The 25,018-nt window shown below is 59.6% G+C and carries 27 protein-coding genes; 14 read left to right on the forward strand and 13 right to left on the reverse strand.

What is annotated here, in order from left to right; genetic code table 11:
- The first annotated feature begins 175 nt into the window (after positions 1–175).
- Genes KZO34_RS04955 through KZO34_RS04965 form a run of 3 tightly spaced genes read left to right on the forward strand, consistent with a single transcriptional unit; the run spans position 176 to position 2,493 of the window.
- Positions 176–535, forward strand: a complete 360-nt coding sequence (locus KZO34_RS04955; protein ID WP_219473962.1) for a hypothetical protein — start codon at positions 176–178, stop codon at positions 533–535.
- Between the two features lie 57 nt (positions 536–592).
- Positions 593–1,771: a GNAT family N-acetyltransferase gene (locus KZO34_RS04960; protein ID WP_219473964.1), complete on the forward strand. Its 1,179-nt coding sequence runs from the start codon at positions 593–595 to the stop codon at positions 1,769–1,771.
- 50 nt (positions 1,772–1,821) lie between these two features.
- Complete coding sequence (locus KZO34_RS04965) at positions 1,822–2,493, forward strand: hypothetical protein (RefSeq protein ID WP_219473966.1); 672 nt, start codon at positions 1,822–1,824, stop codon at positions 2,491–2,493.
- On the opposite strand, the gene KZO34_RS04970 is transcribed toward KZO34_RS04965, so the two are convergent.
- Positions 2,480–2,695: a dodecin gene (locus tag KZO34_RS04970; protein WP_219473968.1), complete on the reverse strand. Its 216-nt coding sequence runs from the start codon at positions 2,693–2,695 to the stop codon at positions 2,480–2,482. The two genes, KZO34_RS04965 and KZO34_RS04970, sit on opposite strands and share 14 nt — an antisense overlap.
- A 150-nt stretch (positions 2,696–2,845) precedes the next feature.
- Here KZO34_RS04970 and KZO34_RS04975 point away from each other — a divergent pair, with 150 nt between their 5' ends.
- A complete protein-coding gene (locus KZO34_RS04975; RefSeq protein ID WP_219473970.1) occupies positions 2,846–3,622 on the forward strand; it encodes a DUF3750 domain-containing protein in 777 nt (258 codons plus the stop codon).
- Position 3,623: 1 nt separating this feature from the next.
- Here KZO34_RS04975 and KZO34_RS04980 read toward each other — a convergent pair whose 3' ends face one another.
- The 3 genes from KZO34_RS04980 to KZO34_RS04990 form a co-directional block, all read right to left on the reverse strand.
- A complete protein-coding gene (locus KZO34_RS04980; RefSeq protein ID WP_219473973.1) occupies positions 3,624–3,935 on the reverse strand; it encodes an AzlD family protein in 312 nt (103 codons plus the stop codon).
- Positions 3,932–4,669: an AzlC family ABC transporter permease gene (locus KZO34_RS04985; RefSeq protein ID WP_219473974.1), complete on the reverse strand. Its 738-nt coding sequence runs from the start codon at positions 4,667–4,669 to the stop codon at positions 3,932–3,934. The genes KZO34_RS04980 and KZO34_RS04985 overlap by 4 nt, the downstream gene beginning before the upstream one ends.
- A gap of 111 nt (positions 4,670–4,780) precedes the next feature.
- A complete protein-coding gene (locus KZO34_RS04990; protein ID WP_219473975.1) occupies positions 4,781–5,323 on the reverse strand; it encodes a hypothetical protein in 543 nt (180 codons plus the stop codon).
- Between the two features lie 690 nt (positions 5,324–6,013).
- Between KZO34_RS04990 and KZO34_RS04995 the strand changes: the two genes are divergently transcribed.
- The gene (locus KZO34_RS04995; RefSeq protein ID WP_219473977.1) at positions 6,014–7,114 is read left to right on the forward strand and encodes a Leu/Phe/Val dehydrogenase; all 1,101 of its coding nucleotides are present in this window, start codon (positions 6,014–6,016) and stop codon (positions 7,112–7,114) included.
- A gap of 84 nt (positions 7,115–7,198) precedes the next feature.
- The gene (locus KZO34_RS05000; protein WP_219473978.1) at positions 7,199–8,611 is read left to right on the forward strand and encodes a sodium-dependent transporter; all 1,413 of its coding nucleotides are present in this window, start codon (positions 7,199–7,201) and stop codon (positions 8,609–8,611) included.
- Positions 8,612–8,650: 39 nt separating this feature from the next.
- On the opposite strand, the gene KZO34_RS05005 is transcribed toward KZO34_RS05000, so the two are convergent.
- From KZO34_RS05005 to KZO34_RS05020, 4 genes are all read right to left on the reverse strand, one after another.
- Positions 8,651–9,553, reverse strand: coding sequence for an NAD-dependent protein deacetylase (locus KZO34_RS05005; RefSeq protein WP_219473980.1), 903 nt, complete (start codon positions 9,551–9,553; stop codon positions 8,651–8,653).
- Between the two features lie 16 nt (positions 9,554–9,569).
- Positions 9,570–10,301 (reverse strand): polyamine aminopropyltransferase, encoded by a 732-nt coding sequence (locus KZO34_RS05010; RefSeq protein ID WP_219473982.1) that lies wholly within the window; start codon positions 10,299–10,301, stop codon positions 9,570–9,572.
- A 178-nt stretch (positions 10,302–10,479) separates the two neighbouring features.
- Positions 10,480–11,043: a DUF1415 domain-containing protein gene (locus tag KZO34_RS05015; RefSeq protein WP_219473984.1), complete on the reverse strand. Its 564-nt coding sequence runs from the start codon at positions 11,041–11,043 to the stop codon at positions 10,480–10,482.
- 173 nt (positions 11,044–11,216) lie between these two features.
- Entirely contained in the window at positions 11,217–12,803 is a 1,587-nt protein-coding gene (locus tag KZO34_RS05020) for an ABC-F family ATPase (RefSeq protein ID WP_219473986.1), read from the reverse strand.
- 195 nt (positions 12,804–12,998) lie between these two features.
- On the opposite strand from KZO34_RS05020, the gene KZO34_RS05025 reads away from it, so the two are divergent.
- A complete protein-coding gene (locus KZO34_RS05025) occupies positions 12,999–13,277 on the forward strand; it encodes a peptidylprolyl isomerase (RefSeq protein ID WP_219473988.1) in 279 nt (92 codons plus the stop codon).
- Complete coding sequence (locus KZO34_RS05030; protein WP_219473990.1) at positions 13,277–14,227, forward strand: VanZ family protein; 951 nt, start codon at positions 13,277–13,279, stop codon at positions 14,225–14,227. Before KZO34_RS05025 ends, KZO34_RS05030 begins: the two co-directional genes overlap by 1 nt.
- Here the strand turns inward: KZO34_RS05030 and KZO34_RS05035 are convergent.
- Positions 14,214–15,398 (reverse strand): M24 family metallopeptidase, encoded by a 1,185-nt coding sequence (locus KZO34_RS05035; protein WP_219473992.1) that lies wholly within the window; start codon positions 15,396–15,398, stop codon positions 14,214–14,216. The two genes, KZO34_RS05030 and KZO34_RS05035, sit on opposite strands and share 14 nt — an antisense overlap.
- Before the next feature lie 108 nt (positions 15,399–15,506).
- On the opposite strand from KZO34_RS05035, the gene KZO34_RS05040 reads away from it, so the two are divergent.
- Positions 15,507–16,631 carry an MBL fold metallo-hydrolase gene (locus tag KZO34_RS05040; RefSeq protein ID WP_219473993.1) on the forward strand — a complete coding sequence of 375 codons (1,125 nt, stop codon included), beginning with the start codon at positions 15,507–15,509 and terminating at the stop codon, positions 16,629–16,631.
- Here KZO34_RS05040 and KZO34_RS05045 read toward each other — a convergent pair.
- On the reverse strand, positions 16,558–17,388 hold the full coding sequence (locus tag KZO34_RS05045) for a DUF2059 domain-containing protein (protein ID WP_219473994.1): 831 nt from the start codon (positions 17,386–17,388) through the stop codon (positions 16,558–16,560). The two genes, KZO34_RS05040 and KZO34_RS05045, sit on opposite strands and share 74 nt — an antisense overlap.
- A gap of 89 nt (positions 17,389–17,477) precedes the next feature.
- On the opposite strand from KZO34_RS05045, the gene KZO34_RS05050 reads away from it, so the two are divergent.
- Positions 17,478–18,197, forward strand: coding sequence for a transglycosylase SLT domain-containing protein (locus tag KZO34_RS05050; protein WP_219473996.1), 720 nt, complete (start codon positions 17,478–17,480; stop codon positions 18,195–18,197).
- 6 nt (positions 18,198–18,203) lie between these two features.
- Here KZO34_RS05050 and KZO34_RS05055 read toward each other — a convergent pair whose 3' ends face one another.
- Entirely contained in the window at positions 18,204–19,103 is a 900-nt protein-coding gene (locus KZO34_RS05055; protein WP_219473998.1) for a LysR family transcriptional regulator, read from the reverse strand.
- Between the two features lie 128 nt (positions 19,104–19,231).
- Between KZO34_RS05055 and KZO34_RS05060 the strand changes: the two genes are divergently transcribed.
- On the forward strand, positions 19,232–19,426 hold the full coding sequence (locus KZO34_RS05060) for a hypothetical protein (protein ID WP_219474000.1): 195 nt from the start codon (positions 19,232–19,234) through the stop codon (positions 19,424–19,426).
- A 109-nt stretch (positions 19,427–19,535) separates the two neighbouring features.
- Here KZO34_RS05060 and KZO34_RS05065 read toward each other — a convergent pair whose 3' ends face one another.
- Positions 19,536–21,218 (reverse strand): AMP-binding protein, encoded by a 1,683-nt coding sequence (locus tag KZO34_RS05065; RefSeq protein WP_219474002.1) that lies wholly within the window; start codon positions 21,216–21,218, stop codon positions 19,536–19,538.
- 423 nt (positions 21,219–21,641) lie between these two features.
- On the opposite strand from KZO34_RS05065, the gene KZO34_RS05070 reads away from it, so the two are divergent.
- Positions 21,642–22,556 carry a glutathione S-transferase family protein gene (locus KZO34_RS05070; protein ID WP_219474003.1) on the forward strand — a complete coding sequence of 305 codons (915 nt, stop codon included), beginning with the start codon at positions 21,642–21,644 and terminating at the stop codon, positions 22,554–22,556.
- Positions 22,557–22,558: 2 nt separating this feature from the next.
- Here KZO34_RS05070 and KZO34_RS05075 read toward each other — a convergent pair whose 3' ends face one another.
- Positions 22,559–22,987 carry an Lrp/AsnC family transcriptional regulator gene (locus tag KZO34_RS05075; RefSeq protein WP_219474005.1) on the reverse strand — a complete coding sequence of 143 codons (429 nt, stop codon included), beginning with the start codon at positions 22,985–22,987 and terminating at the stop codon, positions 22,559–22,561.
- Positions 22,988–23,103: 116 nt separating this feature from the next.
- Here KZO34_RS05075 and KZO34_RS05080 point away from each other — a divergent pair, with 116 nt between their 5' ends.
- Complete coding sequence (locus KZO34_RS05080) at positions 23,104–24,219, forward strand: arginine N-succinyltransferase (RefSeq protein ID WP_219474007.1); 1,116 nt, start codon at positions 23,104–23,106, stop codon at positions 24,217–24,219.
- A complete protein-coding gene (locus KZO34_RS05085) occupies positions 24,209–25,015 on the forward strand; it encodes a DUF1338 domain-containing protein (RefSeq protein ID WP_219474009.1) in 807 nt (268 codons plus the stop codon). Before KZO34_RS05080 ends, KZO34_RS05085 begins: the two co-directional genes overlap by 11 nt.
- Positions 25,016–25,018: the final 3 nt, after the last annotated feature.

The raw sequence follows: 25,018 nt of genomic DNA on the forward strand, positions 1-25,018 counted from the left end.
TGCCTCCGTAAGCACTGTCTGAAGTCTAACACGCATGCTCCAAGCCGCTGATTCGGTGAATTTTCCTTTGCAGAACCTTTACACGGAGCTGACACCCGCTGACAACCTTCAGCGCTACCATAGCGGCGAATCCCATCCATTGCCGCAGGTGCGGCGTTCAACCTGAGGAATTGTCATGAACAAACGCAAACACGCCATTATCACCGCCGGCATTCTGACGTCTGCCCTGCTCGCCGCAAGCCCCTTCGCCCTTGCTGACCACCATGGCGACGACAAGCGTGGCGGTCACCACGGCAAACACAACCTGGAAGAAATGTGCGAAAACCTTCGTAAAGGCAAGGGGCACTTCAACCATGACGAGCGTCAGGCCAAGATGGAGGCACGCTGGGCGGAGGTGGCCGAACGACTGGAACTGACCGAAGAGCAGCTCAAAACCTGGGAACAAATCAAACAGGAAAAGCGCGAGAAACACGAGCAACGCCGGGCTAAATGGCAAGAAAGGCTTCAGGAGCGTTGCGCAACCGTAGAACAGTGATCAGATACCGGGTTCTGGCGTATGGTATCGGGATAACCCCCAGGAGTCTCCCAAGCCATGCCCGAATCCGGACACCTCTCCCTTAACGCGTCCCTGACGGTCGAAACCTGCCAGTCCATTGAGGACATTGCCTCTGCGGACTGGGAACAATTGGCCGGCAGGGACAACCCGTTTCTGCGCTATGAGTTTTTTCAGGCGCTGGAGCACTCCGGCTGCACCTGTGCGGAAACCGGATGGCAGCCCAGCCACCTGGTGTTCCGGGTCGCTGGCAAGCTCGCCGGCGTCGCGCCCGCCTACCTCAAGTCCCACTCCATGGGTGAGTACGTGTTCGACTGGGCCTGGGCAGACGCCTATCAGCGCCATGGCCTGGATTACTACCCAAAACTTCTGATCGCCATTCCGTTCACTCCCTCTCAGGGCCCCCGGCTGCTGATGGACCCGGGGCTCCGGCAACACGTCGGCTCCGGCGAGCTCCCGGAGCTATTGGACAGGCTCATATCACAGCTGGGCGCCCACTCCTGGCACCTTCTGTTCCCCGATGCCGCAGACCGGGCGCTGCTTGAGCAAGAAGATGATCTGCATCGGATCGGTTGCCAGTTCCACTGGCACAATCGGGACTACCGTTGTTTCGACGACTTCCTCGCGCAACTGACCTCCCGCAAACGTAAATCCATCCGCAAGGAACGCCGTCAGGTGGCTGAACAGGACATCACCTTTCGACGGTTTCACGGGCGGGAGATTCCCGACCACGTCCTCTCTGCGTTCTATGTGTTTTACCAAGCCACATACCTCAAGCGCGGCCAGCGCCCCTACCTGAACCGGCAGTTCTTTGAACGGGTGCGGGAGAGCCTGCCCGAGCACCTGTACCTCGTGATGGCAGTCCGGGAGGGGGAGATGATCGCCGGCGCGCTGTTTTTGCGTGGTGCCGATACGTTGTATGGACGCTACTGGGGCTGCCTCGACGAATACAACCACCTGCACTTCGAAACCTGCTATTACCAGGGCATCGAAATGGCCATCGAGCTCGGCCTGGCGCACTTTGACGCCGGCGCACAGGGTGAGCACAAGCTGGTACGCGGGTTTGAACCAGTCATCACCCATTCGTGGCACGGCATCCAACACCCGGGGTTCCGCGAGGCGATCGCAGCGTTCACCGAGGATGAGGCCGAACATGTGGCCGGGTATTACGAGGAGGCCCTGACACTGCTACCGTTTCGGCAGCGGAACGGGGATTAGCTTCTATACTGAAAGTCCAACGCAATTTTTTTGCAAAGGGATTCAACCCCATGGAAACGGACCCACTTCTGAGCGTTCTCGACGGCCCCCATTTACCGATATTGATCGCCGCCTGTGCCTTGCTGGTCGGTCTCGCCGCCCTCTGGGTGGCAGCAAGCGCCAAACGGACCGCCAGTCACGAGGTAGAAACACTTCGCCAGCGAACTGGAGCCCTTGGTCGGGAGGTGGATGACCTTCGTGTCGGCCAGTTCAACGGACCGGAGCAGGGCAACTCCTCCTTTTCCGGTTCCGAGGCCGGCGCGGCCAGATACAAGGCCGAGAAGGACGCCTACGACCAGATCTGGCCCCAGCTCTGGCATCTTCATGATCGGCTGGGCATGTTTCTTCGGGCGGTCGAAAATGGCGAATCGGCGGGCGAGCTTCGTCTGGAAGCTCGAAATGCGGCGTTGGAAGCCCGTAACCTGCTGAATCGGTACCGGCCATTCTGCAGCGAATCGGTGGACGAACTGGTCACCCGGCTGATCGACACTGAAATCAAAGCGCACCTCGCGGCCTGCCAGCATCTGGACATGACCAAGGAGGTCTCCGGCTCCGCCTCGGATCACGAGCGACGGGTGTTACGGGACAAGTCTCATGCCCTCTACGACGGTGAGGCCCGGGACCTGATGAACCGTCTGGCAGGCGCCATACGGAGCCGGGTTATCAACGTCAGCTATCCTTGATGCGGAAGCCCACCTTCATCACGACCTGATAGTGCCCGACCTTGCCATCAACGATGTGGCCCCGGGTCTCGACAACCTCAAACCACTCCATGTTGCGGATGCTCTTGCCACATTCTTCAAGGGCATTCTCAATGGCGTTTTCGATGCTCTTGCGCGACGAACCGACTATTTCCACTTTCTTGTACACGTGATGATCGGACATAACGCCACTCCTTACTCTTCGATGACTGTTACCTTGAGCCTAGAAGACAAGCGGAACACCGGCAAACGCGCGGCGCACTCAATCGATCCGGCGACAATGGCGGGTCGTACCGACTAGACTTAAGTCATCCAACGAACACGGAACCCCGCTATGAAACGACTCCTGAAATACACCACCTGGTTAGTGGGTGGTCTGTTTCTGCTGCTGGCAGGCCCGGTATTGCTGGCCACCAGCGGCAGCCTTCAGGGGGCTGAAAACTGGCAGACGGCCACCCGGGAAAGTGCGGGAATCGCCCCCCGGCCGGGGCAATATGACGATGCCATTGTCCAAGTCTACGGTGCCCGGGCCTGGAGTTGGCGAGGATATTTTGCAGTCCATACCTGGATCGCCACCAAGGAAAAGGGGGCGGACGAATACCGGGTTCACGAAGTCACTGGCTGGCGCCATTACGTGGTGAACTCCCACCCCGGCGAACCGGATCGTCACTGGTACGGCGCCCGGCCCGAACTCTATGCGGATATCCGTGGCGCCAGCGCCGAGTCGCTGATCCCGGCAGTTTACGAGGCGGTGGAGAGCTACCCCTACCCGACCGAGTACAAGGCCTGGCCCGGCCCGAACAGCAACACCTTCATCGCCTGGGTGATTCGGGAAGTGCCCGGCCTTGATGTTGCTCTTCCCAGCAACGCCATCGGCAAGGACTACCTGGGTGACAGCGTGGTTGCCGAGGTGCCGGGTGGCACCGGCTACCAGTTTTCCCTTGGTGGTTATTTCGGGCTACTCGCCGGTGTCCGGGAAGGTCTCGAGCTAAACATCCTTGGCCTGTCCCTGGGGTTTAACCCCATGGCTCTGGGCATCAAACTGCCGGGCATCGGCGAGCTGGCGCTGCGCAATCCCAATCCTATGCAGGCGCCTGATCCCGAGCGGTGAGTCAGACCAGGTAGCGTACAATGCCGGCGGCGGCGATGCCGGCGCCAATGGCTGGCAAGGGCTTCCTAAGCGCCAGCATGGTCACGGTGGTGACCGACAGCGCCGCGATTGCCCCCAGGTCCCCGGCAAACGCCATAGGCACCACGATGGCGATCAGCACAGAGCTGGCCATGGTATTGATGAAACTCTCGATTCGGGGGCTAATGCGCACGAACGACATGATGAATACGCCACCGAATCGGGTCACCAGAGTGACAACGGTCATGATGGCAATCAGGGCGAGCACGCCCGCCGTGGTGGTTTCGATAGTCACGCGGCGTCCCCCTCCGCTGTCTCTGCAACGGGCTTCTTATCCAGCCAGAAGTAGCCGATCACGCCACCGGCAAGAGCGCCCACCACCACGTGGGTATTGGGCGGGAGCCACTTCCACGCCGCCAGGGAGGCCAGCGCAGCCGCAGCCCAGGCAACCAGAACCCGCGGCGATTTTTTGCCGCCCAGAGCCATCGCCAGCAGGAAACAGCCGAGCACCATGTCCAGGCCAAGACTCTTGGGATCCTGCAGCAGCCCGCCGAAGTAGACACCCAGCCACGTGCCCACAAGCCATGCCAGCCAGAGCACCAGACCACCACCCAGAATCACTTCCAGATTTCGCTTGCCGTTCTGGTAGTCCTGGGCGGATACCGCCCAGTTCGCGTCAGTTAGCAGCAAAAGCAAGCCGTACCGCTTGGCCGGAGCAACGTCTTTGAGCATCGGATACAACGAGGCGCCCATCAGAAGATGCCGGGAATTGATGGCAAACACCACGGCAATCAGTGGCAGAACCGAAACCTCACTGCCCCACATATCTGTCGCGGCAAACTGCGAGGCACCGGCAAACACCGTGGTACTCATCAGCAACGCTTCCAGCGGCAGCAGACCCTTCTGGGTAGCCGCCAAGCCGAAGGCAGCGCCGAACGCCACCACAAACAAGGAGATGGGAAGAAGCCGGGCAAACTCCTGGCGGACCTTGCTCGGCTGGATCTGATAAGAATAGGAAGCGACAGACATCAGAGGAAGCTAAGCCAGATCCTCCGGATCTCGTATAGGTGAATACCGAAGTCTGCCGCTTTTCTCAGACTAAGGTCCTAACCAAGGACTCATCCGCAACTGCCTTGGCGGCTAGTGGACGACATGGACCCGACCATCGGCTGCGGCAAAGGGATTGTTGAAACTGCTGCCTTCCCCCTGCAAGACCGCTTCCGGGTGATTCTTTGCCATCAAGGCTTCCATCTGCTCAACATTCGGCTTGGGCATGTCGACCATAATCAGGTACTTCCCGGCCTCAATATCCTTGTGAAAACGCCGGATACGATAGTTTTCGGTGCCAATCCCGCCAAAACCGCCCAGCCAGCCGCCGGCCAACACCATGAACACGCCCATGGCCACAAACGCGGATGCCGGCCAGTCCAGGCCACCCCACAGTGCCAGGGGCAACACGAAACACAGGGCAAACAACCCGCCAATGATCAGTCCCCGCTCCACAAACCGAGCCAGATCGGTCCTGTCGAGAACACTGGCGGAGTGCAGGCGGTGGGTGTACAGACCAGCCTCGTCCTTGCTGACAATGTGAAAACGCCAGTTGGTGACGCCTTCCTTGTGCAAATCATCGGAAATGCTCTCAACGCTGTCGATGGAATCGACCAGATAGAAAAGCCGCTTCATAACGTTCTCCTTCGCTCAGTCAGAGCGGGCCGCCACAGCTTTTTCCCCGAGTATAACCCACCAGGGCGTAGCTACCGGCGAGGGACTGGAAACGATTCGTACTAACGAAAACCGGCATAGACCCATTTCCTATAAAAAAATTTTGCCCGGTTCCCAGAGCCTTGCAGCACTTTGAGTTCGCTCATCCCGATTGTTCATGTTTCGCGCATTGACGTTAACGTAAAAAGTAACTAGTTTATTTGCCGTCCGGCCCCAAAAGGGCTTTTCCTCCTCCGGGAAACGGACACCTGAAATCGAAAAGCCGGCCACAAGCCGGCCGACAACAACAAGACAGCCACTCATGCCGAGATCCGGCCAGGTGGAGAGGATTTCAACATGTCACATACAGCTTCCCCCCAGGGTGGACTGCGTCTCGCGCAATCCCGCCCGTCGGCCGCAACCGACGTCTTCCGTTTCCAGAGACCAGCCCGGTCCCGATTTTCCCTACGCAACGATCAGCCGACACAGACGCCAGCCCCCTTTGCGGCTGACGACTCCTGCTGATTTCTGGAAACGGCGATAGCCATTCAGGAATAACGCAGCGCGCCCTGCAACACCAACAAATCGCGAATGCCGCGGTCTAACAACAAAACGCCGGCTAATGCAGGCCCCACAAGGGTAGCGATAGCCAAGGAAGAAAGGTGAAACGCCATGAACGTATTCAGCCATCCCGAGTTTGACAACCACGAGCACCTGTCCTTTTTCTGCGATCCGGAAACCGGACTGAAAGCCATCGTAGCGATCCACAACACCTCCCGCGGCCCTGCCCTTGGCGGTTGCCGGATGTTCCCCTACGCCAACGATGAGCAGGCTTTGCGCGATGTACTGCGCCTGTCCAAGGGCATGACCTACAAATCGGCACTCGCCAACCTGGATCTGGGCGGCGGCAAGTCCGTCATCATTGGCGACCCTCGCAAACAGAAGACCGAAGCCCTGCTTGAAGCCATGGGCAAACACCTGGAAGGCCTCGGCGGGCAGTACATTGCCGCAGAGGATTCCGGCACCAGTGTCCCGGACCTCAAGGTCATGGGCCGCCACACACAGAACGTCGCCGGCATTGCCGAACGCATTGGCTTTGACGGCCAGCCCAGCAATGGCGACCCGTCACCCGCCACCGCCTATGGCACCTTTATCGGTCTCAAGGCTGCTGTCCGGCACAAGCTGGGCCGGGATGATCTGAAGGGTCTGAAGGTCGCCATCCAGGGTATCGGCAATGTCGGTTTCCGACTGGCCCGGCATCTGAAAGAGGCCGGCGCCGAGCTCTGGGTGTACGACATCTACGCCGACAACATGCAACGCGCCGTAGACGAACTGGGCGCCAAGCCCGCCTCCGCCGAGGACATTCTGTTCCTCCCGGTCGACGTGGTCGCGCCCTGCGCCATGGGAGCGGTGCTGAACGACGACAGCATTCCGCAGTTGAAGGCCACCGTGGTGGCCGGTGCGGCCAACAACCTGCTCGAACACCCGGAGCACGACCAGGCTCTGAAGGATCGCGGCATTCTCTATGCGCCGGACTTTGCCATCAATGCCGGCGGCATCATCGATGTCTTTTACGAGCGCACCGGGGCATCGCCCGAGACGGTTCGCGCCCACGTGGACACCATCGGTGACACCCTCACGGAAATCTTCACCCGCTCTGATCGCAGTGGCCGTCCGACCGGCGCCATCGCCAATGAGCTGGCGGAGGAGCGTTTCCGCAAACACGAGGCCCGGGGGAATCCGGTGTCCGAACCTCTGGCCCGGGTCGGATAACCGCCAGGCCCAGTGTCTTTGAGGCCGTGCCCGCCGCGGCCTCTGCTTCCCCAAACAACAACAAGTACCAAGCAGGAGACAGTTATGTCTGTATCACAATCAGGTAGCGCCACCTATTCGGAGGCACTGGAAGGCTCCAACGCCCAGCGAGGGCTCTGGTCCTCGCGCCTCGCCTTTATTCTCGCAGCGACCGGCTCCGCCGTGGGTCTCGGTAATATCTGGAAATTTCCCTACATTACCGGCGAGAACGGCGGCGGGGCCTTTGTCCTGGTCTACCTTCTCTGCATCGCCGCAGTTGGCCTGCCGATCATGATGGCCGAAGTACTCATTGGTCGCCGTGGTGGCCGCAGCCCGGTCAACAGCCTCCGACTGATTGCCCAACGTGACCGGTTGAAGCCAGCCTGGCGCATGGTGGGTGCCGTGGGCATACTCGCCGGTTTCCTGATCCTGTCGTTCTATTCCGTGATTGGCGGCTGGGCCGTGTCCTACGTTGGCACCGCGGCCAGTGGTCAGCTGGTCGGCCAGTCTGCCGAAGCAATTGGCGCCATTTTCTCGGGCCTGCTGAGCGATCCGCTGACGCTGCTGACGTGGCACACCGTATTCATGGCCCTGGTCATGGTGGTGGTCGCCAAGGGAGTTCGTTCGGGGCTTGAGCGTGCGGTCAGCATCCTGATGCCCGGCCTGTTTGTCCTGCTTCTGATTGTGGTCGGCTACGCCATGACCACCGGCGAGTTTGGCCGCGCAGCCGCCTTTCTGTTCCAGCCGGACTTCTCCAAGTTGACCACCTCCGGCATCCTGGTCGCACTCGGCCATGCCTTCTTCACCCTGAGCCTGGGCATGGCAGTAATGATGGCCTACGGTTCTTATCTGCCGAAGAACATTTCCATTGCCAAGACCTCCATCGCCGTGTCGGTGATCGACACCGGTGTTGCCCTGCTGGCCGGTATGGCCATCTTCCCGATTGTCTTTGCCAACGGCCTTGAGCCTGGCGCCGGCCCCGGCCTGATCTTCCAGACACTGCCGCTGGCGTTCGGCCAAATGCCCATGGGCAGCCTGTTCGGCACCCTGTTCTTCGTACTGCTGATCTTTGCCGCCTGGACCTCCGGTATTTCGCTGCTGGAACCGATCGTGGAGTGGCTGGAAGAACAGAAGGGCATGAACCGTACTGTCAGTACGCTGGGTGCCGGCGTTGTCTGCTGGGCGCTGGGGATTGCCTCGATCCTGTCCCTGAACCTGTGGTCGGATTTCGCACCGCTCGGCAGCATCGCGATGTTCGAAGGCAAGACCATCTTCGACCTGCTGGACTTCTTCACCGCCAACATCCTGCTGCCCCTGGGCGGACTGCTGGTGGCCGTGTTCGCCGGCTGGGTGATGTCTCGTGAGGCGATCGAGAAAGAGCTGTCGCTGTCCGAGCCGATGTTCAAGCTGTGGTACATCACCATTCGCTATTTCACACCCATCGCCGTCGCAGCGGTGTTCCTCTACAACCTGGCCTGAACTCAGCCCCAAAAAAGCCCGCTTCAAGCGGGCTTTTTTTTAGAGCTGGTCGAGTGAAGCCCGGAGGGTCTCTCCGATTCTCGCATTCAGCTTCAGATCCACCATCTGCTCTGCCCGGGTCCTTCCGAGATTGAGAGTCGCCATGGGCTTGCCCCATTCCTTGGCGTAGCGGCAGAATCGAAAGCCCGAGAACACAATCAACGATGAGCCGACAACCAGCAGGGCATCGCTTGCCTTGAGCACATCCAGTGAGGAGTGGACCCGTTCCTTCGGTACATAGTCTCCGAAGAACACCACATCCGGTTTCAGAATCCCGTTACACTTCGGACAGTCCACCGGCCGGAAATCGCTGAAATCCACCTCCAGATCCGCATCGCCGTCGGGTGCCGTGTCTGCCCGGTAGTGACCAAACCCGGGGTTGAGTTGGGCGCATCGGTCATGGACTTCATCCCGGGGACACCGATACCCACAGCTCATGCAGATCACTTCGTCAGCCCGGCCGTGCAGATCGGTAACCGCCCGGGTGCCCGCTTTCTGGTGCAGCCGGTCAACATTCTGGGTGACTACCAGGTTACTGTGGTTAAGCAGCTCCAGATCGGAAATGTGATGGTGCGAGGGGTTCGGCGTGGCATTGCGCATCACCGGCCAGCCGATGAGGCTTCGGCCCCAATAGCGCTGCCGGGTTTCAAAGCTGTCCATGAAGGCCTGATGCTGGACCGGCTGCTTGCGCTTCCAGGCACCCTCGCCATCCCGATAATCGGGGATCCCGGAATCCGTGCTCACGCCCGCTCCGGTCAGGATCAGCAGCTTCGGATGCCGGCGAATAAAGTCGGCCAGCAGACTCCCGGCGTGCTCCGGTTCGTGCAGAACCGGCGCTTCATCAGTCGCCGGTAGGCGGTAGCTGGAGCTGAAGGGGCGGGTTCGGTGACGCATCACAGGCATAAAAACTCCGGATAATTCAACCCGGCTTGCGGGCTACATACACGGTGTTGAACGATTCCCTGTTCTGGAACGGGTTGAAGAAGGTTACAACATGGCAGGCGACATCCGTGAACACCTCACGAAGCACCGCCATGAACTCCTCATCTTCGCCTTCATTGGACCACATGGCAAAGATGCCTCGGGGCTTCAACTGCCGCGCCATCTGGCTGATGTTGTTCACGGTGTAAAAACTGGCATTGGAATCGTGCAGCAGGGCTCGGGGAGAGTGATCAATGTCCAGCAGGATGGCATCGAAGGTCCGGCCCGGTGCCCCGGGGTCGAAGCCGCCAGTGTCCGGCTCGGCAATGGCCAGGTCAAAGAAGCTACCGTGAACGTAACGGCTGCGGGGATCGGCGTTGATGTCCGTGCCCAGCGGCACCAGTTCCTGCCTGTGCCAGCGGATGACCGGCTCCAGGTACTCGACAATCAACAACTCCCCCACCCGCTCGTGTTTGAGCGCGGCGACAGCAGTGTAGCCAAGCCCCAGGCCGCCAACGACCACGCTGAGGTTTTCGCCTTCGGTTTCGTCGAGGCCGAGGTCTGACAGGGCAATCTCGGCATCCACGAACATGCTGGACATCAGGAATTCTTCGCCGAGTTTTACCTCGAAGATATTGCGGTCGCCAATGGCCGGGATCTTGCGCCGCCGGAGGGTAATCTCGCCGATTTCGGAGGGTTGGCTGTCGATTTGTTCGAAAAGAAGTCCCACTCGTTGCCTCATGATCTTGGGGGTTATCTGGCGTCGACTTTTTTGCGTCTACTCCGTGCTTTCGCAGGTGGAGGCCCCTTTCCAAAACCCGCTCCTTCGGCACGTCCATGTGACGCTTGAGCGTCGCCATCCATGGCTGCGCACAGTTTTGGAAAGGGGCCTCCACCTGCTCTTCGTTCTACTCCCCGGTATTCGTGGCGCTATTGAGACAACTCGAGAGCACTGCTTTCATTTTCTCGGCGCCCAACTCCTCCATCAGTTCGATGTTACGACCAGGTATTCCGTCCACGTCCGGGTGGCTTTCAATAGCCGCTTCCAGACTCGCTTCACGCAATAGGTGAAGCATCGGGTAGGGAGACCGATTGGTGTAGTTCTCTGCCGAGTCCGGCTCGGTTCCCGCAAACTGGTAATCCGGGTGGAAACTCGCAATCTGATATACGCCTTCCATATCCAGATAGGCCAGCAAGCCATCGGCCGCATCCAGAAACTCATTGTAGGCGGCGAAGTCCTGCAATACACCTGGATGGATCAAAACCGTGGTTTCAATCTCGGGCTCGTTTTCAAGAAGCTGGAGCTCGGAATGCAGTGACTGGAGCAAAGCATCTTCGTCGGCAGCGTCGGATACAACGAACCGCACCCGGTCCCTGATCAGCTCACGCTTTGCGAATGGACAAAGGTTGTAACCCACAACCACGTCTTCGACCCATTTACGAGTCGCGTTAATTACCTCAGTCTCACCCATGTTGATCTCTCTCAATTATCTGGAGGCCACGCAACGGTTTGATCGGGCAGCCGGGGCAAGCTGTCCAAAACTGTGCGTAGCCATGGATGGCGAAGCTCAAGCGTCACATGGACGTGCCGAAGGAGCGGGTTTTGGACAGCTTGCCCCGGCTGACCAGCCCCAATGCCGGATCTTTAAAAGTATCCCTGGCTCTTAAGATAATCATCATAAGAGCCACTGAAGTCAGTCACCCCATCCGCACTCAGCTCAATAATGCGCGTCGCCAGCGAGGAAACAAACTCCCGGTCATGGCTGACGAAGATCAGCGTTCCGGGATAGTTCTCCAGCGCCAGGTTCAAGGCTTCGATCGATTCCATATCCAGGTGGTTGGTCGGCTCATCCATCAGCATCACGTTGGGCTTCTGAAGGATCAGCTTGCCGAACAGCATCCGGCCCTGCTCACCCCCGGAGATCACCTTTACCGATTTCCCGATGTCGTCACCGGAAAACAGCATACGGCCGAGCGTTCCTCGTACCAGCTGTTCGCCACCGCTGGTCCACTGGGCCATCCAGTCAGTCAGGGTATCGTCAGCGGCGAAATCCGCGGTATGGTCCTGGGCGAAATAGCCCACCTCGGCACTGTCCGTCCATTTCACCTCGCCACCGTCGGGCTCATAGGCACCCGACATGCATTGCAGCAGTGTGGTCTTGCCGATGCCATTCGGGCCGATGATGGCCACGCGCTCACCCGCCTCTACCTGCAGGTTCAGCTTGTTGAACAGGGTCTCGCCATCGAAGCCCTTGGTCAGGTCCTTAAGCGTCACCGCCTGGCGGTGCAGCTTCTTGCCCTGTTCGAATCGGATGAACGGACTGACCCGGCTGGACGGTTTCACCTCTTCCAACTGGATCTTGTCGATCTGGCGGGCCCGGGAGGTGGCCTGCTTGGCTTTGGACGCGTTGGCCGAGAAGCGGCTGACGAACTGCTGCAACTCGGCAATCTGGGCCTTTTTCTTGGCGTTGTCCGCCATCATGCGCTCGCGAGCCTGGGTGGCGGCGGTCATGTATTCATCGTAATTGCCCGGGAACAACCGCAGCTCGCCGTAATCCAGGTCCGCCATGTGAGTGCAGACACTGTTCAGGAAGTGGCGGTCGTGGGAAATGATGATCATCGTGCTGTTGCGGGCCACCAGGATGTTTTCCAACCAGCGGATGGTGTTGATGTCCAGATGGTTGGTGGGCTCGTCCAGCAACAATACATCGGGATCGGAGAACAGGGCCTGAGCCAGCAACACCCGAAGTTTCCAACCCGGCGCCAGTGCACTCATGGGGCCATTGTGTTCTTCCAGCGGAATCTCCAGCCCCAGCAAGAGCTCTCCGGCACGGGCCTCCGCCGTATAGCCGTCCATCTCGGCGAACTGGACTTCCAGATCCGCGACGGCCATGCCATCTTCCTCGCTCATTTCAGCCTGGGAATAGATCCGGTCGCGTTCTTTCTTCACCTGCCAGAGCTCTTCGTGGCCCATGATCACGGTATCCATGACCGTGCACTCTTCATAAGCGAACTGGTCCTGGCGCAGCTTACCCAGCCGGGTATTCGGCTCGAGCATGACCTGACCGGCGGAGGGTTCAAGATCACCACCGAGAATCTTCATCAGTGTGGATTTACCGCAACCGTTGGCGCCGATCAGGCCGTACCGGTTGCCATTGCCGAACTTGGCAGAAACGTTTTCGAACAGGGGCTTCGCCCCGAACTGCATGGTGATATTGGCGGTGGAGATCAAGAAAAAAACCTATCAACGTGGGGGCCAGCCGTGCCTGGGGGCACTGGCGCCGGCGAGAGAAAGCCGGCATTGTACAGGTTTGCAGCCCCGACCGTGAGACCGCAAAAACACGGATAAAAAGCGCTTGCCTCAGGCAGTGGGTACGGGCAGCATTCCCGTTCTGATGTATTCATTCAACCCAAAAGGAGTCCAACCATGGCACAGGCAACAGCCCGCCACATTCTGGTAGACAGCGAAGCCAAGTGTGAAGAATTGAAGAAAGCCATCGAAGGTGGCCAGGATTTCGCAGAAGTCGCGAAGCAGCACTCGTCCTGCCCGTCCGGCCGCAACGGCGGCGACCTGGGCGCGTTTGGCCCGGGCCAGATGGTTCCGGAGTTCGACAAGGCCGTATTCAACGGCGAACTGAACACCGTTATCGGCCCGATCAAGACCCAGTTCGGCTACCACCTGCTGGAAGTTACCAGCCGTAGCTGATGGGTTTCGGCCCGACCCCTGAGAACGCCCCTGACGGACAGCGACTGCGCGTGCTGGCCTTTTTGGGCGTTCTTGCTTTGGCGCCACTGCTGTTCATCGGTGATCCCGACTGGCTACCCGGCCCTCTGAACCAGTCTGTCTGGAACCTGGGACACATTGCCCTTTTCGGTTCGTTGACACTGGTTGTCCGTCCCTGGCGATGGCTGCAAGGTTGGAGACTCTGGCTGGTTGCGACCGCGACCATGCTGTTGACAGGTGCCCTGATCGAAGCCGCTCAGTCCAAGCTGGGGCGGGAGGCAGACTGGCACGATATTCTGCGCAACCTGATTGGCGTCTGGCTGATTCTGGCCTGGTACCCGCTGGTCGCTCCCGACGCCAGGCGCAGCGTTCCGATCATCGGCCTGGCCATTGCATGCACCCTGTTCGTAATCGTTGAACTGGGCTCCACCGGTATCGTCGCGGCCCGGCAATTCGAGCTCAGCCATCAATTGCCGAAGCTCTACAACTTTGACCACGAGGATCCCACACCGTTCTGGCTCGGCGACCTCAAGCCTTCGCCGGACCCGGCTCGGGATCATGGCCGAAGCCTTCGGATTGAACTGGACACAGGTAGATACTCGGGCGCATCCCTGATAAACCTGCCGGCCGACTGGCGACAGTACAAGCGGCTCACCATCACCCTGTACAACCCAGACCAGAGCCCCCTGCCACTGACACTCCGGATCAACGATCTGGAGCATGAGCACGGCGACAATGCCCACAGTGATCGCTACAACACCTCATTTACCCTGGCACCGGGCGTCAACACTTATACTCTGGCACTGGAGGCGGTCAAGAACGCGCCCCGGAACCGCACCCTGGATATGAGCCGCATTCATCGGCTGACGGTGTTTGCCATGCGCCTGCCAGAGCCAAGAACCATCTACCTGCTGGACCTCAGACTGGATTGAGGGACCAGGGATTGGCGGTGATAGGCTCCGCGCCCTGATCGGTCACCAGAATCGTCTCACTGCAGCCAATCCCCCACTGCCCCGGCACACGCAGGCAAATCGGCAGATGGAATACCATGCCCGGCCTGAACTCGGTATTCCCGCCCCGGGCAATGAAACCGGAACCCTCCACCCAGGATGGTGGGAACTGGGCGCCAACGGTGTACCCGAATACGCCCGAAAAGAACACCATCCCCGCCAGTGGTGCCAGCGCCTTCTCCGCCGCCTGGGCTGCCGAATCAAAGGTAACGCCGGGTCTCACCGCAGCCAAAAGTGCATCCACAATGCGACGGCAACCGTCGAACACCCGCCGCATGTCGACCGAAGGGCTGCCCGCCACCACGGTCTGCATCATCGGCGCGGTATAGCGATGCCAGGCGGAGCCAAACTCCAGGAAGACCGGTTCACCCGGTTCTATACGGCAACGCTTGTGGTTGGCATGAATCACGCTGCTGCGTACCCCGGCGGTAACGATAGGCTGCATGCTCATGAACTCACTGCCCGCCTCTAACAGCGCCCTGGCGCCAACGGCGGCAACGTCATTGTCGGTCATCCCCGGGTGTACCGCAGCCACGGCCGCTCTCAGCCCCTCCGCCGTAATCCCCGCACTGCGGCGCAGGAAACCGATCTCCGCCTCGGACTTAACAAGTCGCACTTTCTTGACCAGTCCGCCGGCGTCGACGAAGCGAACACCGGGCAACCGGGCTTTCAGGCCTTCGAGCACCCCCTGGCGGAGGGAACCGTGCCAGGCGTCAATCCCGACCGTATCGGCCGAGTCATTCAAGGCATCAATCAACGGGCCCAGAACCTCACCGATTCCTTCCCAGCGATACCCGGATACCTCCCGGACACGGGTTGTCACCATCGCAGGCCCCATCTCGATGGACGGCACCTGAAGCAGCAGGGACGAGGCGGTGACCACCAGGGCAACATGCACCGACACCTCGAAGGTGCTGTAGCCGGTCAGGTAAAAAATATCGGAGCAGTCGGTCAAGAGCAGCGCGTCTATGTCATCGGCTTCCATCCGATTGCGGACGCGAGACAGTCTCTGGTCGTATTCCTCGGGTGGGAACGGACACTCGGAGCCTCGCGATTGAAGCGACAACGCTTTCTGATAGGCATTGAAATCCATGGGAGCAACTCCTTAGTTGCATATACTACTGAGATTGGACCCAAATTCGCCGTTGTACAACTTTCGGCCGCGGAGAATGACCGGCAGCCGGAATGGGAGGCACCCGACATGCCCCGAAACCACGATGGAACTGGCGCGTTTGAAGTGAGTGTGGAACTCGGCGCGCTTACCAGTATTGCCCACGATCCCCAGGTGGCGGTTAGGGTCGGTCCCGCGGTGGCCGCCCTGGTCAATGGCGTAGGCGGTGACCCACTTCTACAGCTTCGCTTGCTCCATCAGTGCCGCAGCCTTCTGTTCGATATCGGGGATAGTGGGCGCATGGCGCTGCGCTCCGCCCACCAGGTCAGCGATGTTTTTATCAGTCACGGTCATGCCGACCACATCGGTGGTTTTATGTGGTTCATGCGCAGCCGCATCGGCTATTTCCCGCCCTGTCGCCTGTTCGGTCCGCCGGGGCTGCTCGGTCACATTACCGGGATGCTACAGGGCGTTCTCTGGGACCGGGTAGAAGACCGCGGCCCGAAGTTTGTGGTTCACGAATGGCACGGTGACCATCTGAAGCGCTGGAAGCTGAATGCCGGCGAAGGCCCGCCGGAACCGCTGGAGGATCTGGCTACACCGGACAACGTGATCTACCGTGAGCCGGAATTCCGGGTCCGGGCTGCCATGCTGGATCACGGTACGCCGGTGATGGCCTATTCCTGGGAGCCTTTTGGCAAACTCAATGTCCGGAAGAACGCCGTGGAAGCCCTCAACACCCTGCCGGGACCCTGGCTGCACGATCTCAAGATGGCCGTTTTGCGCGATCGCCCGGATGAATTGATTTCACCGGGCAATGGGCACAGCTACCGGGCCGAGGATCTGGCGGCCAGGCTTCTGATTCAGACACCGGGTGAGCCGGTGGTGTACGCCACCGACTTCGCCGACACTCCGGAAAATATCCGGCGGATGACCGACCTGGCCCGCGGTGCCCATACGCTGTTCTGTGAGTCGTCGTTCATGCTGAAGGATGCTGCCCAGGCCAGACGCACCGGGCATCTGACCACGGAAGCCACGGCCCGCATCGCCAATGCCGCAGGCGTCCGGCAGCTGGTCGCCTTTCATTTCTCACACCGTTACGCCCGCAGGCGCGATCAGGTGTACTCGGAGCTTGGCCGGTTCACTGACCGCTTGCTGGTTCCGGAGCGAGAAACCGAGCCATCTGGCTCCCGACCGACTCGATCGGTTCAGTGATAGCCTGTTGGATGCTGTCAGTCACCACCCTGGAGAAAGCTGCGCCCGGGCCGCTCTCGAGAAAATCCAGGTACAACCCCATTTCCTGGGTGCCGATCTTTTCGTAGGTATACAGATAGCTGTCGTAGACCTGCTGGCCCACCACGCCCCGAATGGTACTGCGCTGGCTCTCGATCCGCTGTTTCAGCTGATCATACTGCATCGAATCGCTGCTGAAGGCCGCCATGGCTGTTGCCAGACCCAGTTGAACCGCGATAGAGGTATCCACGGCACTTTCGGTGGCGCGGGACGCCCGGTCAAAACGGTCAAACATCCGGGCCCGGTCAGTACCCTGGTATTTCTGGTTCAGCGCGGGCGCCTGGGCCTGAATGTTCTTCCAGGTCGCCGGGTCCGAGGCGGCAATTTCGGCCGCCGAAATCTTCCGGGCCACCGGCGTCTCATACCAGTCCCGGACCGCCTCCAGTTGCTTGTCGGTAAGGCCAGCTTCCAGATCCTTCACGATCTGCTGTTCGATATCCGCCGCGCGAAAGCTGCTGCTCACGACATGTCCGACGGTCTCTGCGACCATTGGCGGCATCTGACCACCGCGCTTGAGGCCATCCCGGATGCCCTGGCTCATCATGGCCGGGTACTGGGCGACAATGTCATCAACCGGTGATGCCGCCAGGACCTGCTGGGCACTGGGTGCAGCGGATGCAGAGCCAGCGACGAGCAGGCTGGCAACTAAAAGAGGTTTAACTAGGGTGCCAAGCTTCATTTCTCTATCATCCCAATGTGTGGATGCCCCGTTTATGACACGTGTTCCGCTCATTCATCAAGCAATCCCTGGGCTCCGGAGATGACAGTTTGGTAGGGAAACTCGGAAAACCGTGGCGCCGGCGCAAACGGCGCCGACAAACTCGTCGTAATGACTGGCGCTCCCGCGCCAAATGGTATGGGCTCCCTGTCCTTGGCCTTCTGATAGGAACCTGGGCAACGCTTCGCTTCAGCTTGCTGGCGCCGGATCCACCGGCCAACCCGGAAAACCTCTGCGAGATCTTCCGGGAGCATCCGGTGTGGTACGACTATGCCAGCGAGTCACAATCCCGCTGGGGCACGCCCGTGGCCACCCAGATGGCGTTCGTCTACTACGAGTCGTCGTTTCGCAGCCATGCCCGACCACCCAGAACCCTGCTGTGGGGACTGATCCCATGGACGCGCCCCACCTCCGCCTATGGCTATGCCCAGGCCCTGGACCCTGCCTGGCAGGAGTACCTGGAGGCCAATGGCGACGGCTGGTTTACGGTCCGGACCGACATGGAGCACGCGCTGGATTTCGTCGGCTGGTATAACCGGTTGACCCACCAGCAGCTGGATATTCCATTGTACAGTCCGCGCCAGCTCTACCTGGCGTACCACGAGGGGCGAGGCGGTTACAGCCGCAAAACCTTCGAACAAAAACCGGCGATCCAGTCGCTGGCCGCCCGCGTGCAGAGCCGCGCCTTTCGCTATGACAACCAGCTCCAGACCTGCGAGCAGGAATTCCAGTGCTGGCGCTGGTATCAGTTCTGGCCCTTCTGCAAATGACAGACGCTACAGGGCGTTGCTGATCTCAATCGAAGTTTCCAGCGCCTGGAGCCGGTCAACGAGATACTCCATCACAATCCGGACCCTGGCCATCTGCTGGGTATCCTGGCTCACATGCAGCCACAGATCGACACTCTCTCCGTCCAGCGGATCCGACAGGCGTCGAAGCTCACGGGCACTCTCGCCCAGGTAGCAGGGCAACACGGCCAGCCCGGCGCCGGCACAGGCCAGCGCGTGCATGGACTGCAGGCTGTTGCAGCGAATCTGGGACTGGGCGTTCTTGAGGTGTTTGCGATACCAGCGCCCGGTCGCCAGATGACTGAAGGTTTCGTCGGGAACAATCCAGACACACTCCTCCGGATGGTTCTCGATATCCATGTCCCGGTGCCGGCGGCAATAACGCGCCGAACCATAGACCGCGGAATCAACGGCGGCGATCCGCTCTCCGTCCAGGGTTGCCTGGGGTTTGTTTTCGCAACGCAGGGTTAGGTCGGCTTCCCGGTGACTGAGGTTGGCCACGTCGTTATCAGTCAACACCTCCAGCTCAATGTCCGGAAACTCCCGAACCAGCTCGGCCAGAATCGGACTGAGCAGCGCGTTCAACGTAGCGTCTTCCGCGGCCAGACGCACTTTGCCGACCGGGGAAGCATCCTGTCCGACGAGTTTACGCTCCAGATTTTCCATGGCCACAGCCAGCCTTTCGGCTTCCCGAAATGCGGTTTCACCGACCGGCGTAAGCTGTAATCCGTCCCGGTTTCGTTCAAAGAATTGCACCCCCATCGACTCTTCCATCTGATCAAGTCGACGCAAAACAGTGGTTTGGTGCACACCCAGTATTTCACCGGCCTTGGCAAGCGTTCCGCCTATTGCCAGGGCACGTACATATCGAAGATAATCCCAATCCATAATAACTGCATATTTGCAACGTGAGTAAGGATTTTACCGTATTACTACTGCAAAAAAGAACCCTTACAATCTTTCGTAAATTAAAGATAGATCGCTAATTAATCCACCAGATTAAGGAGGAAGGCGCTATGACTCAGAACCATATCGCAACCGTTCATCCGCTGCCGTCCACGATCCTCCACAACAGTGCTGAGGTCAGGCGCCAGTATACCCGTGCTGCTTCCAAGCAGGCGGTTCAGTTTATCAGCCGTAAGATTCGTTCCTGGAACAGGAAAGCAGGAGCAGTCACACCGGATATGACTCAGATGCAGGGCGGTCACTGAACCCGATCTGAGCACGCGCAGGCACTAGCGCAAGGTTGATAACCGCACATAAGGATTTGATAACGCCGGTGACACCGAGAGGAGTCACCGGCGTTTTACGTTGGGGAGCTCAGAATTCCCAGACCACTTTCTTCTTCTGACCGAACCACTCGTCCATTTTCCGGGTGTAGAAGTCTTCGATCACATTGCGCTTGATCTTCATGGTCGGCGTCAACATGCCGTTTTCCATGGTCCAGGGCTCCTTGACCACCACCACAAACGCCAGCTTCTCGTGGGCTTCGCAATCCGCGTTCACCGCATCCAGTTCCCGGGCGAGCTCTCCCTCCAGTTCCAGGCGATCCCCGCCCGACAGTAATTCGTCCCGGGCTTCTTCGGAGAGCAACACCATCAGGCAGGGCTGTGGCTGATTGGCTCCGGCCACGCAAACCACCTCCGCCTTCGGGTGATTGAACCGGCTTTCAATCGGGACCGGGACCACGTATTTGCCTTTAGAGGTCTTGAACAGGTCTTTCACCCGCCCGGTAATCCGGAGACAGCCATCGCTGTCGATCTCGCCCATGTCGCCGGTCTTCAGGAAGCCATCATCGGTGACGTCTTCCCGGGTTTTTTCCTCGTTCTTGAAATAGCCCAGCATCTGCCCGGGGCTCTTTACCTGAACCTCTCCGCCCTCGGCGATACGATGCTCGACCCCGGGATTGGCATTCCCCACGGTTCCTACCTTGGCCTGCCCCGGTCGGTTGGCGTGGGAATATCCGAAGTTTTCGGACATGCCGTACACCTCGAGCAATTCCAGCCCCAGGTTTCGGTACCAGCCTATGATCTCGGCGGACAAAGGCGCGGCACCGGTCAGGGCAGCACGACAATGGTCCAGACCGAGCTGCTTCAACACCTTCTTTTTCACCAGTGAGCGTACGACCGGGATACTGAACAGGAGCTTCTGTTTCCGGGGCGGCAGTTTGGCATTCACCCCCAGGTAGAATTTCATCCACAGGCGGGGTACCGAGAAAAACAGCGTCGGGCGCGCCCGCTGGAGATCTTCCTGAAAGGTCTCCAGGGAGTTGGCAAAATACAAATGGAAACCGTAATAGAGTGACTGGGTCTCCACCGCCGCACGCTCCGCCACGTGTGCCAGCGGCAGATAGGACAGCATGCGTTCGTCGGCGGACACGGGGAATAGCTGCTGCAGGCCGTCAGCCACCGAAATCATGGTCCGGAAGCTGTGCATGACGCCTTTGGGCCGGCCGGTGCTGCCGGAGGTGTAGACCAGGGTTGCCAGTGCATCGGGGTCCGGCAATTTGGGCTCAGCCGGTTCATTCTGCGCAACAAGGTCAACCCACTTGGGCGTATCGTCCCGGGGCGACATCGGCAGGGAGATGATCGGCAGGTCGACAGGGACATGGTCCTTGATGTCATTCCAGCCATCGGCGGTTCCGTCCAGCTTTCCAAGGAACATCAGTTTGGCTTCGCTGTGATCGAGCACGTAAGCGGCTGTCTCGCCATTCAGGGTCGGGTACAGCGGCACCGACACATGCCCGGCGGCCCAGATCGCAAGATCCGCAAGAATCCAGTGCGCGCTGTTCTTGCCCAGTATGGCAATGTTGCTGCGCTCCGGAAGGTTCAGGCTGTTCAGGTGCGCCGCTACCCGGGATACCTGATCGGCGGCGTCCTTCCAGGTAATCTCCTCGACCCGACCGTCGCTGAACGGCTGCGTCAGATAGACCTTGTCAGGGGTGTTTTCGGCCCAGTAGTAAAGGCAATGCAGGGATGTCTGCTTTCGAGGATCGACTGCCATTCCTGGCTCCTTGTTGTTGTTATCGCTCAATGGTTTTGTTGTTTTCGCTGCCATTCATAGTAGCCGCATTTCACAATCGCTCAATAGCTACAACGTTCGGACCGGGTAGCGAAAGTCACCAACAATGAGCATTAGTTCACAAAATTATCCGTGACAAGCTCCGGCCTTGGTCTAGAGTGACTGCTGAAGCGTATCGGTTCTCACCACTGTAGGAGGTGACCATGAAGACATCGTCTCGCTCGTTCCTGATTTTCCCCGCCTGGGGCGTCATCCTGATGGGCTCCGGTGCCTTTCTTTACTGTGCCTACGCGGGCCTTCTCGGCACCTGATCCGACGGAACTGGCCCCAACAGACTGATCACCGATCTGGCACAGGTCGCATCCTGCTGTAAACTGCGCTTTTCCGAGAATGGATGCCTCTTACATGTCAGATCTTGTGCTGTTCCACTACCCCATGTCGCCCTTTTCCGAAAAAATACGGGCCATGTTGGGCTACGCGAACCTATCCTGGTTCTCTGTCAAAGTCAGTGAGATGCCGCCTCGCCCGGAGCTCAACGTCCTTGCCGGTGGCTATCGCAAAATCCCGGTTGCGCAACTGGGCGCTGATATCTTCTGTGACACCCGTACCATCGCCGCCGAAATTGCCCGGCTGGCTGACACGCCCGAGCTGATTCTGGACCAGCAACCCGACGACGTTCAGGCCTTCGTCGAGACGGTGGATCTGGACATCTTCATGGCGTGCGTGATCGCCGCCAGTGACGGACGGCTGCTGCGCAAGCTGATTCGTGAAACTTCTCTGATCCACGCCTTTCGGTTTCTGAAGGACCGCATCAGCATGGGCAAACAATCCCGGATCAAAGCCGTCCGGGGCGCCGAGGCCAAGGACAAGGTTATCGCCCACATCGCAGACCTGGAACGCCGGCTGGATCAGGATTTCCTCTTCGGCACCCAGCCTTGCATCGCCGACTTCTCGGCCTACCACGGGCTGTGGTTTGTGTGTGAGCTGGCCGGCAAACCGTGGCTCCGGGATTACCCGAAGGTTGCCTCGTGGATGTCCCGCATGAAGGCCTTCGGCCACGGCACCTCCAGGGACCTTTCATCGGATGAGGCTATAGAGCGGGCGCGCACATCCGAGCCAAGGGAGCTGCCAACGGGAGCCGATAACGACTTGCTGGGCAGCACGGTCAGCGTGGCGCCAACAGATTATGGCCGCGACCCGGTCACCGGGACGCTGGTCCATGCCGGCGCGCACGAGGCCATCCTTGCCCGCGAGGTACCGGAGGCGGGGCGGTTGCATGTGCATTTCCCCAAACAGGGATTCTTTATCAAACCGGCGTAACCTTAGCGCCGGAAACGGGTCTCCAGCACCACCGCCGAATTGGTGCGCTCCACCCCTTCCAGATTGCCGATGTCATCCAGAACCGCACTCAGTTCTTCCAGGGACTGGGCCTGGACGATGGCAATCAGATCGTACTCGCCGCTGACGGAAAACAGTTGCGCTACCTGGGTGATCCCCTCCAATGCAGCGTTGGTTCGGGCGGTCAGTTTCTGCAACACCTTGATCGACACGTGCGCCTCCACCTGGTTGGCCGAAAACTCCCCTCCCAACAGCACCGAATAGCCGCGAATAACGCCACTGGCCTCCAGCCGGGCAATGCGGTTCTGCACCGTGGATCTCGAGACATGCAGGGTGCTGGCGAGGTCGGTGATGCTGGCGCGGGCGTTCTGACGCAGCAGCATCAGCAGCTTCTGGTCCTGTTTTCCTATCATTCCGTCAACTCAATTGATCACTTTGCCACTAGCTTAACTCACATCGGTCATTTTGCATCTGCAAATCGACAGATCTACTGGTCATACTGTGCCAAAACCATTTCAGGATGTTGGTTATGATCATTCGCCCGATTGCGCACACCGATCTGGATACGCTGTACCAGATTGCCATTGAGTCCGGACCGGGGTTCACCTCCCTGATGCCGGATCGCGATGCACTTGCGCACAAGATTGAGCACTCCATTGTCAGTTTCCAGCGCGCAGTGACCGCGCCCGGTGACGAGCACTACCTGTTCGTGCTGGAGGACGAGGAAACCGGGGAGATCATGGGCACGACCGGCATCGAGGCCTCCGCCGGGCATACCCGGCCGCTCTATCATTTCCATCGCAATACCGTCACCCACCATTCCCGCGATCTCGGTCTGCGCCGGAGTGTGGAGACCCTGACCCGCTGCAACCACTATTCCGGCTGTTCCGAGATCTGCTCGCTCTACCTGCGACCGGAGTTTCGCCGCGCCAACGCGGGCAAGCTCTTGTCCCGTGTCCGTTTCCTGTTCATGGCCTTGCACCCCGAACGTTTCTCCGACACCGTAATTGCCGAAATGCGTGGGGTGTCAGACGCCTCTGGCCAGTCGCCGTTCTGGGATTGGCTGAAAGCACACTTTGTGGACATGGAGTTCGCCTCTGCCACCAGCCTGGTCGGCTCCGGCTACACCGACTTCATCGAAGAGCTCCTGCCCGCGCATCCCCTTTACACCTGCCTGATGAGCCCGGAGGCCAGAGCCGTCATCAGTCAGGTCCACCAGCACACCCGACCGGCGCTGCACATGCTTGAGGCCGAAGGCTTTCACCACAAGGGATTGGTTGATCTGTTCGACGCCGGCCCAACGGTGGAGTGTCCGCTTTCCGAAATCCGCAGCGTTCGGGAGTCCCGGACCTGGCGGATCGAAGTGGACGAAAGTCCGGCAACCCAGTTTCAGAAACGAACCCGTGAACAGATTGCCACGCCGCTGCTCATCACCAATACTGGAACAGCGGGATTCCGGGCCACGGTGGTGACCGACGCGGAAAGCCGGCCCGGCGCCAACACCCTTTGCCTGAATCCGAATTTGGCTAACGAACTGGGCCTTGAGCGGGGCGGCGCCTGCCTCGCCCTGCCCCTGGCCAGCCCGCTGCGTAATGCAACGGCAGACCTCAACCCACCTCGTCCGGAGATGAATTATGCACACTGACCGCGCTTCCCTGTTTCAACAACTCTGGCAGAGCTATCGGGAGGTCACACCCTCGGCGGAGGAAATCCACCGAATCCTGGGGGCCGAAGAAGGTCAGGCCATCGTTAACGATCATATCGCTCTGCGCACCTTCAACCTGCCACCGGTCGGGCTCAATGCCCTTGCACAACACTTTCTGACCCTCGGCTACCGCCAGGGCGGCGAGTACCATTTTGAAGCCAAGAAGCTCTACGCCCGACACTATGAGCATCCGGACCCGGATGCGCCGAAGGTGTTCATTTCCGAGCTGCTGGTCGAGCAGTGTTCACCGGAACTGCAGTCAATCGTCAAGGACCTGGTCGCACAGGTCTCCCCTGATAGTGTGACTGCGGATAACTTCCTGTATTCGGGCCGACACTGGGAGGTGGATTACCAGACCTACCGGACCCTGCTGGAAGAGAGCGAATACGCCGCCTGGATGGCGGCCTGGGGCTATCGCGCCAACCACTTTACCGTCAGCATCAACCATCTCACACAGTTCCACACCGTGCCCGAGATCAACCAGTTGCTGAAAGACCACGGCTATACGGTCAATGCCTCCGGTGGCGAGGTCAAGGGCTCACCGGACGACCTGCTGGAGCAGTCCTCCACCATGGCAGACCGGATGCCGGTTCGCTTCTCGGATCGCGAGGAAACCGTACCCAGCTGCTTCTACGAATTTGCGCTGCGCTACCCCAAACCGGATGGCACGCTGTACAGCGGCTTCGTCGCTGCCTCCGCCGACAAGATCTTCGAGAGCACCAACGCGGCCGGCTGAGCC

This window comes from Marinobacter sp. F4206, assembly GCF_019392195.1.
In the GTDB taxonomy this organism is placed as follows: Bacteria; Pseudomonadota; Gammaproteobacteria; order Pseudomonadales; family Oleiphilaceae; genus Marinobacter.

What these genes read in the sequence shown, in the direction of transcription:
- KZO34_RS04955 (WP_219473962.1), top strand. Translation starts at nt 176, where the DNA reads ATGAACAAACGCAAACACGCCATTATCACCGCCGGCATTCTGACGTCT.
- KZO34_RS04960 (WP_219473964.1), top strand. Translation starts at nt 593, where the DNA reads ATGCCCGAATCCGGACACCTCTCCCTTAACGCGTCCCTGACGGTCGAA.
- KZO34_RS04965 (WP_219473966.1), top strand. Translation starts at nt 1,822, where the DNA reads ATGGAAACGGACCCACTTCTGAGCGTTCTCGACGGCCCCCATTTACCG.
- KZO34_RS04970 (WP_219473968.1), bottom strand. Translation starts at nt 2,695, where the DNA reads ATGTCCGATCATCACGTGTACAAGAAAGTGGAAATAGTCGGTTCGTCG.
- KZO34_RS04975 (WP_219473970.1), top strand. Translation starts at nt 2,846, where the DNA reads ATGAAACGACTCCTGAAATACACCACCTGGTTAGTGGGTGGTCTGTTT.
- KZO34_RS04985 (WP_219473974.1), bottom strand. Translation starts at nt 4,669, where the DNA reads ATGTCTGTCGCTTCCTATTCTTATCAGATCCAGCCGAGCAAGGTCCGC.
- KZO34_RS04990 (WP_219473975.1), bottom strand. Translation starts at nt 5,323, where the DNA reads ATGAAGCGGCTTTTCTATCTGGTCGATTCCATCGACAGCGTTGAGAGC.
- KZO34_RS04995 (WP_219473977.1), top strand. Translation starts at nt 6,014, where the DNA reads ATGAACGTATTCAGCCATCCCGAGTTTGACAACCACGAGCACCTGTCC.
- KZO34_RS05000 (WP_219473978.1), top strand. Translation starts at nt 7,199, where the DNA reads ATGTCTGTATCACAATCAGGTAGCGCCACCTATTCGGAGGCACTGGAA.
- KZO34_RS05005 (WP_219473980.1), bottom strand. Translation starts at nt 9,553, where the DNA reads ATGCCTGTGATGCGTCACCGAACCCGCCCCTTCAGCTCCAGCTACCGC.
- KZO34_RS05015 (WP_219473984.1), bottom strand. Translation starts at nt 11,043, where the DNA reads ATGGGTGAGACTGAGGTAATTAACGCGACTCGTAAATGGGTCGAAGAC.
- KZO34_RS05025 (WP_219473988.1), top strand. Translation starts at nt 12,999, where the DNA reads ATGGCACAGGCAACAGCCCGCCACATTCTGGTAGACAGCGAAGCCAAG.
- KZO34_RS05030 (WP_219473990.1), top strand. Translation starts at nt 13,277, where the DNA reads ATGGGTTTCGGCCCGACCCCTGAGAACGCCCCTGACGGACAGCGACTG.
- KZO34_RS05035 (WP_219473992.1), bottom strand. Translation starts at nt 15,398, where the DNA reads ATGGATTTCAATGCCTATCAGAAAGCGTTGTCGCTTCAATCGCGAGGC.
- KZO34_RS05040 (WP_219473993.1), top strand. Translation starts at nt 15,507, where the DNA reads ATGCCCCGAAACCACGATGGAACTGGCGCGTTTGAAGTGAGTGTGGAA.
- KZO34_RS05045 (WP_219473994.1), bottom strand. Translation starts at nt 17,388, where the DNA reads ATGAAGCTTGGCACCCTAGTTAAACCTCTTTTAGTTGCCAGCCTGCTC.
- KZO34_RS05055 (WP_219473998.1), bottom strand. Translation starts at nt 19,103, where the DNA reads ATGGATTGGGATTATCTTCGATATGTACGTGCCCTGGCAATAGGCGGA.
- KZO34_RS05060 (WP_219474000.1), top strand. Translation starts at nt 19,232, where the DNA reads ATGACTCAGAACCATATCGCAACCGTTCATCCGCTGCCGTCCACGATC.
- KZO34_RS05065 (WP_219474002.1), bottom strand. Translation starts at nt 21,218, where the DNA reads ATGGCAGTCGATCCTCGAAAGCAGACATCCCTGCATTGCCTTTACTAC.
- KZO34_RS05070 (WP_219474003.1), top strand. Translation starts at nt 21,642, where the DNA reads ATGTCAGATCTTGTGCTGTTCCACTACCCCATGTCGCCCTTTTCCGAA.
- KZO34_RS05075 (WP_219474005.1), bottom strand. Translation starts at nt 22,987, where the DNA reads ATGATAGGAAAACAGGACCAGAAGCTGCTGATGCTGCTGCGTCAGAAC.
- KZO34_RS05080 (WP_219474007.1), top strand. Translation starts at nt 23,104, where the DNA reads ATGATCATTCGCCCGATTGCGCACACCGATCTGGATACGCTGTACCAG.
- KZO34_RS05085 (WP_219474009.1), top strand. Translation starts at nt 24,209, where the DNA reads ATGCACACTGACCGCGCTTCCCTGTTTCAACAACTCTGGCAGAGCTAT.